The organism is Alkalimonas amylolytica, from assembly GCF_900107845.1.
GTDB lineage: Bacteria > Pseudomonadota > Gammaproteobacteria > Enterobacterales > Alteromonadaceae > Alkalimonas > Alkalimonas amylolytica.
Window position 1 is genome coordinate 578,233 of record NZ_FNRM01000001.1, and the last position, 15,270, is coordinate 593,502.

At 53.8% G+C, this 15,270-nt stretch carries 16 protein-coding genes and 1 tRNA gene; 5 read left to right on the top strand and 12 right to left on the bottom strand.

Features of this window, described 5'->3' with window-relative positions:
- Positions 1-42 precede the first annotated feature (42 nt).
- The 9 genes from BLW37_RS02585 to tsaE form a co-directional block, all read right to left on the bottom strand.
- Positions 43-1,218, bottom strand: coding sequence for an aminotransferase class V-fold PLP-dependent enzyme (locus BLW37_RS02585; RefSeq protein ID WP_091338965.1), 1,176 nt, complete (start codon positions 1,216-1,218; stop codon positions 43-45).
- Between the two features lie 53 nt (positions 1,219-1,271).
- Positions 1,272-2,150 (bottom strand): protease modulator HflC, encoded by an 879-nt coding sequence (gene hflC, locus BLW37_RS02590; protein ID WP_091338968.1) that lies wholly within the window; start codon positions 2,148-2,150, stop codon positions 1,272-1,274.
- 3 nt (positions 2,151-2,153) lie between these two features.
- Positions 2,154-3,314: an FtsH protease activity modulator HflK gene (gene hflK, locus BLW37_RS02595; RefSeq protein WP_091338973.1), complete on the bottom strand. Its 1,161-nt coding sequence runs from the start codon at positions 3,312-3,314 to the stop codon at positions 2,154-2,156.
- A gap of 38 nt (positions 3,315-3,352) precedes the next feature.
- Positions 3,353-4,633, bottom strand: a complete 1,281-nt coding sequence (hflX, locus tag BLW37_RS02600) for a ribosome rescue GTPase HflX (protein WP_091338976.1) — start codon at positions 4,631-4,633, stop codon at positions 3,353-3,355.
- Between the two features lie 43 nt (positions 4,634-4,676).
- A complete protein-coding gene (gene hfq / locus BLW37_RS02605) occupies positions 4,677-4,937 on the bottom strand; it encodes an RNA chaperone Hfq (protein WP_091338981.1) in 261 nt (86 codons plus the stop codon).
- A 94-nt stretch (positions 4,938-5,031) separates the two neighbouring features.
- Complete coding sequence (miaA, locus tag BLW37_RS02610) at positions 5,032-5,958, bottom strand: tRNA (adenosine(37)-N6)-dimethylallyltransferase MiaA (RefSeq protein WP_091338985.1); 927 nt, start codon at positions 5,956-5,958, stop codon at positions 5,032-5,034.
- Between the two features lies 1 nt (position 5,959).
- Positions 5,960-7,747: a DNA mismatch repair endonuclease MutL gene (gene mutL, locus BLW37_RS02615; RefSeq protein ID WP_091338988.1), complete on the bottom strand. Its 1,788-nt coding sequence runs from the start codon at positions 7,745-7,747 to the stop codon at positions 5,960-5,962.
- Entirely contained in the window at positions 7,747-9,066 is a 1,320-nt protein-coding gene (locus tag BLW37_RS02620) for an N-acetylmuramoyl-L-alanine amidase (RefSeq protein ID WP_091338993.1), read from the bottom strand. The genes mutL and BLW37_RS02620 overlap by 1 nt, the downstream gene beginning before the upstream one ends.
- Complete coding sequence (tsaE, locus tag BLW37_RS02625) at positions 9,053-9,547, bottom strand: tRNA (adenosine(37)-N6)-threonylcarbamoyltransferase complex ATPase subunit type 1 TsaE (protein ID WP_245785581.1); 495 nt, start codon at positions 9,545-9,547, stop codon at positions 9,053-9,055. The genes BLW37_RS02620 and tsaE overlap by 14 nt, the downstream gene beginning before the upstream one ends.
- Positions 9,548-9,697: 150 nt before the next feature.
- On the opposite strand from tsaE, the gene queG reads away from it, so the two are divergent.
- The gene (gene queG, locus BLW37_RS02630) at positions 9,698-10,825 is read left to right on the top strand and encodes a tRNA epoxyqueuosine(34) reductase QueG (RefSeq protein ID WP_091338999.1); all 1,128 of its coding nucleotides are present in this window, start codon (positions 9,698-9,700) and stop codon (positions 10,823-10,825) included.
- Between the two features lie 73 nt (positions 10,826-10,898).
- Here the strand turns inward: queG and BLW37_RS02635 are convergent.
- Both BLW37_RS02635 and orn read right to left on the bottom strand, forming a co-directional pair.
- A tRNA-Gly gene (locus BLW37_RS02635) sits at positions 10,899-10,974 on the bottom strand.
- A 71-nt stretch (positions 10,975-11,045) separates the two neighbouring features.
- Positions 11,046-11,597 (bottom strand): oligoribonuclease, encoded by a 552-nt coding sequence (gene orn / locus BLW37_RS02640; protein ID WP_091339001.1) that lies wholly within the window; start codon positions 11,595-11,597, stop codon positions 11,046-11,048.
- 118 nt (positions 11,598-11,715) lie between these two features.
- Between orn and rsgA the strand changes: the two genes are divergently transcribed.
- From rsgA to BLW37_RS02655, 3 genes are read left to right on the top strand one after another with little or no spacing between them, the layout of a single operon-like run.
- Positions 11,716-12,762 carry a small ribosomal subunit biogenesis GTPase RsgA gene (rsgA, locus tag BLW37_RS02645; RefSeq protein WP_091339004.1) on the top strand — a complete coding sequence of 349 codons (1,047 nt, stop codon included), beginning with the start codon at positions 11,716-11,718 and terminating at the stop codon, positions 12,760-12,762.
- A gap of 17 nt (positions 12,763-12,779) precedes the next feature.
- Positions 12,780-13,646, top strand: a complete 867-nt coding sequence (gene asd / locus BLW37_RS02650) for an archaetidylserine decarboxylase (RefSeq protein ID WP_091339006.1) — start codon at positions 12,780-12,782, stop codon at positions 13,644-13,646.
- A gap of 32 nt (positions 13,647-13,678) precedes the next feature.
- Positions 13,679-14,377, top strand: a complete 699-nt coding sequence (locus tag BLW37_RS02655; protein WP_091339009.1) for a glycerophosphodiester phosphodiesterase — start codon at positions 13,679-13,681, stop codon at positions 14,375-14,377.
- A gap of 2 nt (positions 14,378-14,379) precedes the next feature.
- On the opposite strand, the gene BLW37_RS02660 is transcribed toward BLW37_RS02655, so the two are convergent.
- Positions 14,380-14,817, bottom strand: coding sequence for a MerC domain-containing protein (locus BLW37_RS02660; protein ID WP_228611141.1), 438 nt, complete (start codon positions 14,815-14,817; stop codon positions 14,380-14,382).
- 130 nt (positions 14,818-14,947) lie between these two features.
- On the opposite strand from BLW37_RS02660, the gene BLW37_RS02665 reads away from it, so the two are divergent.
- Positions 14,948-15,259, top strand: a complete 312-nt coding sequence (locus BLW37_RS02665) for a prephenate dehydrogenase (RefSeq protein WP_091339016.1) — start codon at positions 14,948-14,950, stop codon at positions 15,257-15,259.
- Positions 15,260-15,270 lie beyond the last annotated feature (11 nt).

The window sequence follows — 15,270 nt, forward strand, 5'->3', positions numbered from 1 at the left end:
CCAAAACTCTGAGCAAACTGCATCTGGATGGCTGAAAAAAAGTCAGTTACTTGTCGTAAATCGCTCCAGACAGCGCAAATCGAACTGTTCAGCGCATTGATAAAGGGCAAAACCAAAACGCAATCGGTTGCCGCGGTAATCCGTAAGAATATGATGTTGCTTAAGAAAATCAGCCAACGCAGCAGCAGCATCAGCTGTTGGCAGAGCAAAGGTGAAAAAGTGACCGTGGTGCTGCAAATCGCGCTGCAACAGCTGATCATTGCTCAGTGCCGTCTGCGACAAGGCGCTGAGTTGGTGTAAAAAGGCCTGCTGCAGCTGCTGCACATACTGATGAATGCGGCTGACACTGAGCTGCTCGCTGTCCAATAAACGCAGCACCGCATGCAGACGGAACAGAGCACTGAAGTCCATAGTAGCGCCGGCAAAGCGAAAACCGTTGGTACTGTATGGCACCCGCTCACAGCGCTCTGCACTTAAAGTACCGAACTCAGCAAACCAACCCGTGTACAGCGGCCGGTATTGGTTGTGCTCAGGGCAGAGCATAAAACAGCAGCCTTCTCCCGCCTGAGCATACTTGTAACTGCCTGCTAAATAAAAAATACGTGACTCAATGGCCGACAAATCCACTGGCAAAGCCATAAAGGCATGGTAACCGTCAATCGCTATCATCGCTTGTGACACAGCGGCTAACTGCTCAACAAAGGCTGTTAAATCTGCCAGTGCCACACCGGAATTAAAAAACACCTGGCTGCAGAAAATCAGCTCAAATTCTTGGCTGGCCGCTGCCGCAACAAAACGCTGCTCAAAGTCAGCGAAGGGTTCGGTTGGAATCACCGTCAGTTGCACCAGATTCTCTTCCTGCAGCCGGCTCACCTGGCGCTGGAAACTGTAAAACTCGCTGTCAGTCGTCAGGATCCGGATGGGTTGGCGCCAGTCAAAGCAACTAAGCAAACGCATCACCAGCTCATGGGTATTGGGGGCGAACACCAGTTGTTGCGGCTGTTGGCTGCTCAGCTGGGCAGCCAGTAATTGCTGCGTTTGCGGCAACACCTCGCCAAAAATCGTTTGCCACTTTTCATCGGAGCTGCGCGCGCTTAAGTCCCAGTAGTCCAGCATAGCCTGACGGGTGACATCCGGCCAGAAGTGGTGGGAATGACTGGCAAAGTGTTGCTTGCCCTGATGACCCTGCAAAAAGTGCTGATACAAATGTTGATACATAATGATTTACCTAACAAAAAGGCCCCGCGGGGCCTCTTTTTTATGTACATAGTTTATTGACGTTGTATCGTCTTCATGTGTTTGAAGAAGTCGCTGTCCGGTTGAATCACCAGCACATCATCTTTACTACGGAAGCTGCGTTTGTACGCCTCTAAGCTACGGATAAAGGAGAAGAACTCTGCATCCTGGTTGTAGGTATCCGCATAGATGTTAGCGGCCTGCGCATCCCCTTCACCTCGCACAGTGCGTGAGTTACGTTCTGCATCGGCCAGCATAACCGTGATACGGGCATCGACATCAGCCCGGATCTTCTCGGCTTCTTCCATACCGCGTGAGCGATGCTCACGGGCAACCGCCTGACGCTCTGCCCGCATCCGGGCAAAAATGGAAATACTGATTTCATCCGGCAGGTTGATTTGCTTCACCCGCACGTCAATCACTTCAATTCCCAGCTCTGCTGCCGCAATACCTGCTTGCTGCAGGGCGCTTTCCATCAGCTCGGTCCGCTCACCAGAGACAATCTCCGGAATGGTACGGGTACCAAACTCGGTCCGCAACCCGTTGTTGATGTACTGCTTTAACAGCACTTCGGCTTGTTGGGTGTTGCCACCGGTACTTAAGAAGTACTGACCAAAGTCACGAATACGCCATTTAACGTAGCTGTTGACCAACAAGTCTTTCTTTTCCGCGGTCACAAAGCGATCGGCCGGATCATCCAGTGTCTGTACCCGCGCATCCAGCTTACGCACAGTTTCAATCATCGGAATTTTAAAATGCAGGCCTGGTTCAAACACCCGCACATCGCCGGCAGCATCACGCTGAATCTTACCAAACTGGATCACAATGGCCCGTTCACCTTCCGGCACCACAAAGAGTGCCGAAGACAGGATCAGGCCGGCAACCACCAGGATTGCTACAATTAAATTTTTCATGCCTTAACGTCTCCCATCACGAGTTGTGGTGCCACGAATGCCATCCTGCCGCGGAGCGGTATTTTGCGAGTCCTGCAAGGAACGCGGCGGCGTTACTGGCAAGGCGCTGGACGAGCCGGAACCACCCGCACCACCTTTTAACATTTGATCCAGCGGCAAGTACATGATGTTGTTGCCGCTGCTCACATCGATCAAGACTTTGGAGGTGTTGCTGTACACTTCTTCCATGGTTTCCAGATACAAACGCTCACGGGTTACGCGCGGTGCAGCCAGATACTGAGGCAGCAACTGCTCGAACCGAGCCACTTCACCTTGGGCACGTAAAATCACCTGTTGGCGATAGGCTTCAGCTTCCTGCATGATCCGGTTCACCTGACCACGGGCACGTGGTTCAATTTCACGGGCATAGGCTTCTGCTTCACGCACAAAACGTTCCTGATCTTCCTGCGCCGCTATGGCGTCATCGAAAGCATCACGTACTTCCTCCGGTGGACGGGCGTCACGGAAGTTGACATCCACCAGTGTCAGACCCATTTGGTACGGAGTAATGATGGTTTCCAGTTCCTGGCGGGTGTTTTGCCGCACCACTTCCCGGCCACGCGTCAGGATATCATCCATCAGCGAGTGACCAATCACAAAACGCAAAGCTGCATCGGTCGCTTCCTGCAGACTGTTGTCTGCGTTCACCACCGAGAACAGGTAAGAGCGCGCATCAAACACCCGGTACTGAATTTCAAAGGTCACCCGCACCAGATTCTGATCCTGGGTCAGCATAAAGCCATCGGTTCGGAAAGAGCGCACACTGGCGATATCGACCGGTCGCACCTGATCAATAAAAGTGGGTTTCCAGTGAATGCCAGCCCCAACCTCGTTATGGTACTGACCGAATCGCAGAATCACTCCCCGCTCGGATTCCTTGATGGTGTAAAAGCCGCTGAAAGCCCAGACCAACGCCGCAACAATAGCCACCAGCAATAGCAAGGTAGATACAGAGCCGCCACCAGAGGAACCTTGGTTGCCCCCGCCAGAGCCGCCAAAGATGCCACCAAACTTCTTACCAAAATTACGAAACACTTCATCTAAATCGGGCGGGCCCTGATCACGACCCCCTTGTTTCCAAGGGTCGTTATCTTTGCCATTCTTGCCCGGCTCATTCCAAGCCATGGTCTACTCCACTCACTATTGCAATTTGGGTTAATGTATCAAAAAAGCGGTTCGCTGACGATATAGTTTTCCAGCCTGCCTTTACTTTGCTGCAGCAAACGGCCCCAGTCGGTCGCTGAAACACTGATGCGCAGTTCCGTTGTACCCTGCTCGGTAAAGTGCTCCTGTTCAACAGCATGCAATTGATGCAAGCGCGCCCGCCAGACACCAGCATCAGCCGGCAAGGATAGTGTTAGGCGTAAATAGTGCTGCGCCAACCGCTGCCGGATAGCATCCAGCAAGAGTGGAACCCCTTCCCCGGTTTGTGCCGACAAATACACTGCCTGTGGTAGGTCGTCTTCATCACGATCAATACGGGGAACCAGCGCACACTGATCAATTTTATTCCAAACCAACAGTTGTGGCACCTCAGAGGCCCCAATTTCGGCCAGCACTTTTTGCACCTGTGCCAACTTCGCTGGATAATCACCATCGGCATAATCCACCACCAACAGTACCAGATCAGCATCCTGAGTTTCCTGCAAGGTGGATTTGAATGCGGCGACCAAATCGTGAGGCAACTCACGGATAAAGCCAACGGTATCGGCCAGCACGACATCACCAAAATGAGCCAGCTCCAGACGGCGCAAGGTAGGATCCAAGGTGGCAAACAGTTGATCTGCCGCATGAACATTGGCCTGCGTCAGGCGATTAAACAATGAGGACTTGCCAGCATTGGTGTAACCCACCAGTGCCAACACAGGCACTGCAGCTCTCTGCCTGGCCTGGCGGCCTTGCTCGCGCTGCTTTGTCATTTTATCCAACCGCTGACGCAAAGCAGTAACACGCTGACGCAGCAAGCGCCGATCCGTTTCCAGTTTGGTTTCGCCCGGCCCACGTAAACCAATGCCGCCTTTTTGTCGCTCGGCATTATCCCAGCCACGCACCAAACGCGACGATAAATGCCGCAGTTGCGCCAGCTCCACCTGCAGCTTGCCTTCGTAGCTGCGGGCCCGCTGCGAAAAAATATCCAGGATCAGGGTGGTACGGTCAATTACACGGCACTGACAACAACGTTCCAGATTGCGAGTCTGCGCCGGACTCAGATCGTGATTAAATATAAGGACCGTCAATTCGGATGCAATGACTTGATCTGCCAGAGATTGTGCAATGCCTGAGCCAACGTAATAACGGCTGTCCGGTCGCTGTCGACGACAACGCACCGTATCCACCACCTCGACACCCGCCGAGCGAGCCAGCAATACAAGTTCGTGCAAAGTTTCCTGCTGCCTTTGCGCAGAAAACTCGACCTGAACCAGCACTGCCCGTTCCAGATCCATGACCGATGGATCCGGGCTTTTTGGCTCTGTTGCTGCGGAGGGTTTAATCGTCTGCTTCGTCAGAGTCGCTCCCGCTGTTGGCGTGAGCCATCATGGTGTTCACTGCCCGCGAAGGCACCACCGTTGAAATGGCATGTTTGTAAACCATTTGGCTGACTGTATTCTTTAACAGAATGACGAATTGATCAAAAGACTCAACCTGTCCCTGCAATTTAATACCATTGACCAGATAAATAGAAACCGGGATACGCTCCCGCCGTAAAGTGTTCAGGAAAGGATCCTGTAATGATTGGCCTTTTGCCATGTGCCGCATTCCTTATTGTTATAAGTCCGCTTGATCTATGGATTCATTTAGATTTTTCAAGTTAAACAACTGACTATTTTTTTGCGTCCCGAGTTTAGCTTAGCGAAGTTAACACCGCTTGCAAGTTTTCCGTCAGTTTTGCTTCAGTTTTCAACCAGTTTACATTCTGCCAGCCCCGCAGCCAGGTCAATTGTCGCTTGGCCAGTTGCCGGGTAGCGGCAATTCCTTGTTGTTGCATCTGCTGGTGATCAATAGCACCATCCAGATAATGCCACATCTGGCGGTAGCCTACACAGCGCATCGATGGTAATTGCAGATGCAAGTCCCCCCGCTGCTTTAGTTGTTGCACTTCCTGCTCAAAACCAGCTGCCAGCATTTGCATGAAGCGTAATTCTATACGCCTGTGCAGTTCGCCCCGATCGGTCGGGGCTAACGCAAATTGCCGTACCGGAAAAGGTAAAGCGCTGCCTTGCTGTGCTGTCAGCTCCGTCATGGTCTGACCGCTGATGCGATAGACCTCCAATGCACGATTAATCCGCTGGGGATCATTTCGATGTATCCGAGCAGCTGAGACCGGGTCAATGACGGAAAGTTCCTGATGCAATACCTCCCAGCCTTTTTCCTGTGCCTCGTGCTCGAGCTCAGCCCGGATTTGTGGGTCTGCCGCTGGCAAGGGCGAGATGCCTTGCAACAGCGCTTTGAAATACAACATGGTACCGCCCACCAGCAGTGGCAAACGGCCGCGCTGCTGGCTGCGCTCAATGCAGGCCAATGCATCGCTGCGAAAATCGGCGGCAGAATACGCCTCGGCCGGATCTTTAATATCAATCAGATAATGGGGTGCCGCTGCCAGCTCTTCTGCGGACGGCTTCGCTGTACCAATATCCATACCCCGGTAAATCAAGGCACTGTCGACACTGATGATATCAACCGGCCGCTCCGCCGCCAGCGCCAACGCCAAGGCTGTTTTGCCGGATGCCGTTGGTCCCATCAAAAACACAACCGGAGTTTGCTCTGGCATCTTATTGCTCCAGCGCCTGAATGGCCGGGTTGATATCGATGGCCACAGTGGCAGCTTCTAATCCATCACCCAACAGCTCTGGCTGATAGTGTATAAGGGTATCGACCTGAAGCCAATGCGCCTTTAGCAGTATATCGAAAGCACTGGCCAAATCGGTCTGTTGCAATTGTTGGAAAAACGGCAGCAGACACTGTTGCAGTGGGCTGCGTTGCAACCAAAGCGGCACGGCCCGCACAATCAGCAACTGATCACGCAGCAACAAATCAAAGCCCAACCCTGCCAGCGTATCAGCCAGCTGTTGCAATAACATCACCTCTGCCGGGCTGACGGCCAACCGCATCGGTACCAACAAGGTTTTACTTGCAGGGCGCTCGCGCGTCCTGTCCTGGCACAACAGCGCCATGGCTTTCGCCACCCTACGTAGCTGGATGCCCTCATCGCATTGCAGCAGCACAAAACGATTTTGCACCGACCAAGGGGTCGCTGCAGCCGGCGCTGATGCACTGAAGGTTGCGCTCTGCGGCGACAGCACGTAAGGAGCCTTGCCCGTATCCTGCAATTGACCGACTGCCGACTGCTGGCTGCCTTGCTGCAAAACATCCAGGTACTGCAACTGGCGCGCAACCTCGGCCTTTGCCGGTTTTACTGGTGGCTTGTAACTGAAAACGCTGTGGCCGCTTCGGGCTGGCGTAGCATAACCAGAGCCGGACGCCGAATGTCTTCCAACAGCCGGTTCCACTTCTGCTGACGCAGCATTACCGGCCGCCTGCATACCCTGCAATGCCTCTGGCTGCAGCTGCGCCAGAGCATTACCAAGTGCACTGGCGACGAAGTCATGCACTAAGCGTGCCTGATGAAAACGCACCTCATGCTTGGCCGGATGCACATTGACGTCCACTTCTGTCGCAGGCAGCTCCAGATAGAGCACAAACACCGGTTGTTGCTCGGCGCTCAGGTGCTCACCATAGGCCTGACGGATGGCATGATTGAGCAATTTATCACGCATCATCCGGCCGTTAACATAACTGTACTGGCAGCCGGATTGCCGCTCGATGGCTGCAGGCGGTAACAACCAACCCCAGAGCTTCAATTGCTGGTGTTGGTTTTCAATCCAGCAAGCGCTGTCGGCAAAGCGACGGCCACACAGACTGGCCACCCGCTGCAATTGTTGGGTGGCAGTGCTGGCGGCTTTTAAACGCCGTACCGGCTGGCCGTTGTGACTGAGTGTCCAACTCACATCAAAACGACTAAGCGCCAGCCGTTTAATCAGCTCATCAATATGGGAAAACTCGGTTTTTTCGCTACGCAAGAATTTACGACGGGCCGGCGTGTTGAAAAATAAATCCAGCACTTCGACCGTACTACCCACTGGGTGAGCGGCAGGCCGCAGCTGCACCTGCATATCCCGCCCTTCCGCATTCGCTTGCCAGGCGGTGTCCTGACTAGCCGGTCTAGAGGTCAAACTTAAACGGGCCACCGAACTGATACTGGCCAGGGCTTCACCACGAAAACCCAGGCTGAGTATGCGCTCCAGGTCATCCAGACTGCTGATTTTACTGGTGGCATGGCGGCTTAGCGCCAGGGTGAGTTCCTGCTGAGCAATACCGCAACCGTTATCCCGGATGCGGATCAGACGGGCACCGCCTTTCTCAATATCAATATCGATTTGGCTGGCACCAGCATCCAAGGCATTTTCCACCAACTCCTTCACCACAGAAGCAGGGCGTTCGACTACCTCTCCCGCCGCAATCTGATTGGCTAGCTGCGGCGGTAAAATCTGAATTGGCATTAGTCTGGGATCCGCAGCACCTGGCCGATACGGATGGTATCGCCATTGAGCTGATTGTGTTGCCGCAAGGCTTCTACCGATACGTTGTAACGCTGGGCAACCAGCGATAAAGACTCACCGCGCTCGACCCTGTGCTCCCGCGAGCGATGCTGCGCAAATAAGGAGTCGGCAGGCGGTGATTCGCGAAAATGCCGACGCAGGCCCTGGAACATGGATTGCGCCAGGCGCTGTTGATGCTGAGCAGTGCGAAGCTGTTGCTCCTCCTGCGGGTTAGAGATAAAACCGACCTCCACCAATATCGATGGGATATCGGGCGAGCGCAGAACCGCCAGGCTGGCTGCCTGAGGCTCACGCCGGTGCAGCCTGGTGATCTGCCCAAGCTCAGCCAGAACATGGGTTGCAGCCTGGTGCGCCGACACCATCGAATGATTCATCGACAAATCCAGCACGGTTTGTGCCAGATAGCGCTCCTGCGTTGAGTCGCGGATAATTTCACCAACCCCACCCAGCAGCTCAGAGTGACGCTCTTTTTGCTCCAGCATCCGACCGACCTCCGAAGTAGCCCGGCGCAGGGACAATACCCAGACCGCTGCACCACGCGGCTGTGGCGAGGTAAAAGCATCGGCGTGAATCGAGACCAGCAAATCAGCCTGCAACTCACGGGCAATATCAGTCCGCCGATTCAGGTGCACAAAATAATCGCCGGTGCGAACCAGCACGGCTTTCATGCCTGGTTCGTTGTTAATTAACTCGGCCAAACGTCGGGCTATCGGTAGCACCAGGTTTTTCTCAAAAGTGCCGGCAGGTCCGATGGAACCTGGGTCCTCTCCCCCATGGCCAGCATCGATGGCGATGATAATATCACGACCAGGCTGGCGCTGTGCACGGGCCTGGGCTACGGGCAGCTCCCGCTGCTCGCCTTTAAAATCAACCACCAGGCGATGCCCATAAGGCCCGGTCGGTGGCAGGCTAAATACGTTGGCAGAGGCTTTTTCCGACAAATCCAACACAATGCGCAGCGTTTGGTTGTTGGCGGTATAACTGGAGCGGATATTTTGAATCAGGCTGGCATCCCCACTGGCTGCAGGCAGCCGGCTCTGTGCTTTGTGCTGGCGCAGATCAATGACAAAACGGTGCGGATTCTCCAGTGCAAAGCTGCGCTGATCTGGCGCAGCAGCTAAATCAAATACGACCCGGGTATTTTCCGGCGATGGCCAAATCCGGATACTTTGCACTTCATTGCTGGCTGCCGATAGCGAACCAGTCCAGCAACACAGCAGCAACCAAAGCCAGTGTACCTTTTTCTTATCGTTCTTCATGCGCACTCATCGTTGTTACTATTGAACGGCCCAGCTCACTCTGTCCGTGGATACTCAGCGTTCGTAACGGCTCGTCAACGTCAGCCTGATAACTTAGCGCTAGCACCAGGTCCGGTTCTGGCAAAAAGCCTAGTCCACGCTCCGGCCATTCAATCAGGCAAATCGCCTGGTCGCTGAAATAGTCGCGACCCCCAATAAATTCAAGCTCTTCCGGATCTGTTAACCGGTATAAATCAAAATGATAAATTTGTCTAGTCGCCAAATGGTACGGCTCTACCAGAGTGTAAGTGGGACTTTTCACTGCGCCCTGATGCCCCAGCGCCTGCAGCAAACCGCGACTCAAGGTGGTTTTACCTGCCCCTAAAGGCCCCTGTAAAAACAACACCGCCTGCTCTGGCAGCAAATGAGCCAGTCTGGCAGCAACTTGCTGGGTCACAGCTTCATCCAGTAACGAGATCTGAAAGCGATTTACTGCCTGCACGCGATTTGCCTCTACCATTTAGCTGCTCTGACCGCAGATTTTAACAAAAATTCCGCCCAACTGTTATCCCTGATGGCTGCGGCACGAAAGATTACCTACCAAAGGTGCTTATGCTACCATCGGTGCATTCATCCTTTACCTCACTACGGCATGAGCTTAGCAGCACTGGCAACACGCATTAAAATCTGGGCCAAAGAGCTTGGCTTTGCCGACTGTGGCATCACCAATACCGATTTAAAGCGGGAAGAGCCACGCCTGCAGGCCTGGTTGGAGCAGGAATTCCATGGCGAAATGGATTACATGGCGCGCCACGGCATGGTGCGCGCCCGCCCGGACGAATTGCTTCCCGGTACATTGCGGGTGATTTCAGTGCGGATGGACTATCTGCCTGAGCGGGCAGCCTTTGCCAGTAATTTAAAAGACCCAAGCAAGGCTTACATCAGCCGTTATGCGCTGGGGCGCGATTACCACAAGGTGATTCGTAAAAAACTGAAACAACTGGCTGAGCGGATAGAGCAGGAAGTCAGCGAGCTGGGTTACCGACCTTTTGTGGACTCAGCCCCGGTGCTGGAGCGACCGTTGGCGCAAAAAGCAGGCCTAGGCTGGGTGGGAAAACACAGCTTGCTGCTGAATAATGAAGCGGGCTCCTGGTTCTTTCTGGGCGAGTTGCTGGTCAATCTGCCACTGCCGATTGATGAACCACACCCGGGGGATTGCGGCAGTTGCGTAGCCTGCATCACCAGTTGCCCAACCCAGGCCATCGTTGCCCCCTTTGTGGTGGATGGCCGGCGCTGCATTTCCTACCTGACCATCGAGCTAAAAGGGGCGATTCCATTGGAGTTTCGGCCACTTCTTGGCAACCGCATCTATGGCTGTGACGACTGCCAGTTGGTCTGCCCGGAAAACCGGACTGCGCCTTTGAGCCTTGAAGCTGATTTTCAAATCAAAGACCATTGGCGCGATCAAAGCTTACTGAGCTTGTTTGGTTGGGATGAACCCACCTTTTTGCAGCGTACCGAAGGCAGCCCAATTCGCCGTATTGGTTTTGAGCGCTGGCAACGCAACCTGGCAGTGGCACTTGGCAATGCGCCTTATTCTGAGGATATCGTGCAGACGCTGCAACAAGCGCATGCCGGTGCATCCGCACTGGTACAAGAGCACATCGACTGGGCCTTGCAGCAACAGCAGAAAAAACAGTGGCTGGAGACCTCGGTCCTGCCACGGCAAACCGAGCGGCTGGTGCGGATTGTGAAAAAAGGCTTGCCCCGCGATGCCTGATGCAGTGTCAACTGCACGGCGAAGCAAAGAGCAGAAAGCAAAAAAGCAGCCAGAAGGCTGCTTTTTCAGAATTTGGAGCGAGTAACGAGGTTCGAACTCGTGACCTCGACCTTGGCAAGGTCGCGCTCTACCAGCTGAGCTATACTCGCATTGTACATCAGGGCTGGTGACGTTCCTGATGCCGCGCATTTTACAAAAACCAGCGGCCAATGCAAGCCCTTTATTGCGGAATTTTGAAAAAATGCGTGCGATAGGTGACTAATTCACCGATGGAGTCCCGGATATCATCCAGCGCCAGGTGGCTGCCCTGCTTTTGCACTTGCTTTAAAACCTCCGGGGCCCAACGCCTGGCCAACTCTTTCACAGTACTGACATCCAGATTGCGGTAGTGAAAATAAGCTTCCAGCTCAGGCGCATACTCCACTAAAAAGCGCCGGTCCTGACCAATGCTGTTGCCACACATCGGCGACTTGCCGGCAGGCACGTACTGGCGCAAAAAGGCCAGCGTTTGCTGCTCAGCCTCGGCCAGGCTGACTGTGCTGCGACGGCAACGCTCAGTCAGGCCACTTTTGCCGTGCTGCTCAACACACCAGGGATCCATGCCATCCAGCACCGCGTCCGGCTGCTTGATTGCCAGCGACGGTCCCTCGGCCAGTATCGTCAGCTGACTATCAGTCACGATGGTGGCGATTTCCAGAATTACATCTTTTTTCGGGTCCAATCCGGTCATTTCCAGATCCAGCCAGATTAAATTGTGTTCACATACTGCCATTGCGGTTTCGCCTCTCAGCTGCGCCAAAGCGCCGGATACTTTTTAACAGAACGATTTAAGGGTATCATACACCGCAATCCACACCTCGCCTAGTCGGCTCATAAGCGAACGACCGGTGATGAACAGGCGGAATCGAGTGAGCTCCAAACGACGTTTAACCAAACAACAACAGGCCCGTATCGCCAGGCACAACCAACAGCGGCTGGATACCAGCAAGCAGGAAAGCAGCGGTGATGACGACATCTATTTAGCCGCCGAGCCCGGCCTTATTCTAAGTCGCTTCGGCAAACATGCCGATGTTGAAGCTGCTGATGGCAGCGTGATCCGCTGCAACCTGCGCCGCACCTTAAACTCGGTAGTGACAGGCGATCGGGTTGCATTTCGCCGGGTCCGTCAGTCACAGGGCAGTGTCGATGGCATCATCGATGCAGTCGCCGAGCGCGACTCGGTGTTGCTACGGCCAGATTTTTACGATGGTTTAAAACCAGTGGCAGCTAACATTGACCGCATTGTGGTGGTATCGGCGGTGTTGCCGGAGTTTTCAGCCCAGATCATCGATCGCTATCTGGTGGCGGCCGAAGTCACCGGTATCCCGCCGGTGCTGGTACTGAATAAAACCGACCTGCTGAGTGATGAACAGCGGCACGCCCTGCAGCAACAACTAGAGCTGTATAGCAAGCTTGGCTATGCCACCTTGTGGCTTAGCGCCAAGCGGGGAGAAGGCATGAGCGCGCTGCTACAGTTGCTGCAGGAAGGCACGAGTATTCTGGTCGGGCAATCCGGTGTGGGTAAATCGTCCATTATGAATGCTATTTTACCTGAGTTGGCGCTGTCGACACAGCAGGTCTCGGATGTATCTGGCCTGGGTCAGCACACCACCACTGCCTCACGCCTGTACCATTTACCCGCTGGCGGCCAGTTGATTGACTCGCCCGGTATTCGTGAGTTTGGCCTGTGGCATTTTAGTCCGGAGCAGGTCACCGCTGGCTTTGTCGAGTTTCAGCCGTTTCTTGGTCGTTGCAAGTTTCGTGACTGCAAACATCTCAAAGACCCCGGCTGTGCTATTCTGCAAGCAGTAACCGATGGCGACATCAGCAAACAACGTTACCAGAGCTATCTGCGCATTCTGACCAGCATGGCAGAAGACAAACCAAATCATTTCTAACGTCAAAAGAGCCTGTTATGGACCAAGTAAAAATCATCCTGCAATACATTCTGCCTAAGCACCTGATCTCGCGGCTGGTCGGTTATCTGGCAGCTGCCCGGCTGGGCTTTTTCAGTCATATGCTGATTAAACTTTTCATCAAAGCCTACAAAATCGATATGACCGAAGCCAAATACGAACAGGCGCGTGATTACCGCAGCTTCAATGAGTTTTTCACCCGGCCATTAAAAGATGGCATCCGACCGCTGGCGGAAGCTGCCGATATCATTGCCCACCCGGTCGATGGCACCATCAGTCAACTGGGCGCTATTACCGATGGCAAGCTGGTGCAGGCCAAAAAACACAATTATTCGCTGCAAACGCTGCTGGGCGGCGAAGCTGAAACCGCAGCGCCTTTTCTAGGCGGCCAGTTTGCCACTATCTATCTGGCACCCAAAGATTACCATCGTATCCATATGCCCGTCAGCGGGATCCTGCGGGAAATGATTTATGTGCCAGGTGATTTGTTCTCCGTGAATCCTCTGACCGCAGACAATGTACCCAATTTGTTTGCCCGCAACGAGCGGGTAGTGACTATCTTTGATACCGAACTGGGCCCAATGGCGCTGGTACTGGTAGGCGCGACCATTGTGGCCAGCATTGAAACGGTTTGGGCCGGCACCATCACGCCACCAACCGGTAAAACGGTGCATCGTTGGCAGTACCCGGCAACAGGCCCTACCGCTGTGCGGCTGGAAAAAGGCGCTGAAATGGGTCGCTTTAAGTTGGGATCCACCGTTGTACTGGCGTTTGCACCTGAACAGCTGGAGTTTTTGACCGAACAGCAGCCAGGTAGTATCACCCGGATGGGGGCTCCCTTTGCCAAGCTACTGACGGCAGATTAAGCTAAGCACATGCATCACGTTAAGGAGCCTGTATGCAAATCATTGCTCATCGGGGAGCCAGTGGCGAGTTTCCAGAAAACACCCTGCTGGCGATAGCTCAGGCAATTTTGCAAGGCGCCGATGCCATCGAGGTGGATGTGTATGCAGTTGAAGGTGAGCTGATCGTGATTCACGATCCCAAGCTGGAGCGCACCACCAACGGCAGTGGCACCATATACCAGCACAGCCTGGCTTATCTGCAACAGCTGGATGCCGGTGAGGGTGAGCCCATCCCTACCCTGTGGCAGGTTCTGAAGCTGGTACAAGGCCGCTGCTGGCTGAATATCGAGCTCAAAGGCAAGGATACCGCCAAGCCACTACTGGCCTTGCTGGCGAGAGCTGAGCAAGAGCTTGGTTTGTCGCTCAGTGAGGTGCTGGTGTCGTCTTTTAACCATCACCTGCTGTTGCAGTTGAAACAGTCTTTGCCACAGCTCAGGCTAGGTGCCCTCACTGCCAGCCTGCAAGTGAACTACGCCCAGTACGTGCATGATTTAGGCATGTATTCCGTGCACTGTGATCTGAACTTCATCGACCAGCAGCTGGTGCATGATGCCCACCAACTTGGCTTGAAAGTCTTTGTCTATACCGTGGATGGACTGGATGAGATCAGCGAGATGCAGCAGTTGGGGGTGGATGGTATCTTTACGAACTATCCGGCACGCAGCCGGATTTGGGCATTCGAAGCCGAATAAGGCTAGCTTTGCAGAGGCTCTGCCTCATCTTTGCATGCCACGTCCGTTTTGCAAGCGGTGCAGCGCTGGCATAGCCGCATATTCAGCACATGCGCCAGTACCACAAAGGCAGCACCTATGGTCAAGACAGCTGGCTCCCAGTGGTGACCAAAAATATCTTTGTGCCAGTAGATAAAACCGCCTAAAAACAGCGAATAGAAGGGGTAGAGTTTACGGTGGTAACGATGAAAACCTGAAAACAGTGCAATAAAACCCAGCACCATAGTCAGCAGCAAAGCAGCGCGTTCAAAGCTCTCGTTGGCCAGAAAGCTAGCACCAAGCAACGGCAATACCGGCAACAGCACAGGCAGCATAATGCAATGCACCGCACAAAGCGATGTCAGCGCAATCCCCGCTTTATCCAATACGTTTCGTCCCAGGCTAAGCACAGCAGTTACCACTCAATCATCAATAGGAATGAGATGATATAACAAATCGGCAAAAAATGAAATATGAACCGGGCACAAGCTGCTGCTTGCGGCCTGGCTTTATGGCATAATCCGCCCCATTATAGAGGATGAGATCGCAACCATGGATCAACTGCTGGACCAACTGGATGCCAACCTGAAAGAGTTGTACCGCAAAGCGCTGGATGCCGATCAGGCCCTGGACGCGCTGAAACAACAAGGCAAGGGAAAGTATCAGGCCATTTTCCCGGCCAATGCCGGCTTTCAGGTGCAAAGCGCCCGCTTTATGCCTTACTTAGCTGAAACTGCCGAGCTGGTGGCTGCCATGCGTCAGAGCCAGCAGTTCAGTACCGCCACCTTGCAACGCGCAGTACAACAATTAAAGCAATTGCATCAAACCCTGCAAGAGTTTCAGCAGGCTTTAAAACACCACTAAGCAAAACGGCG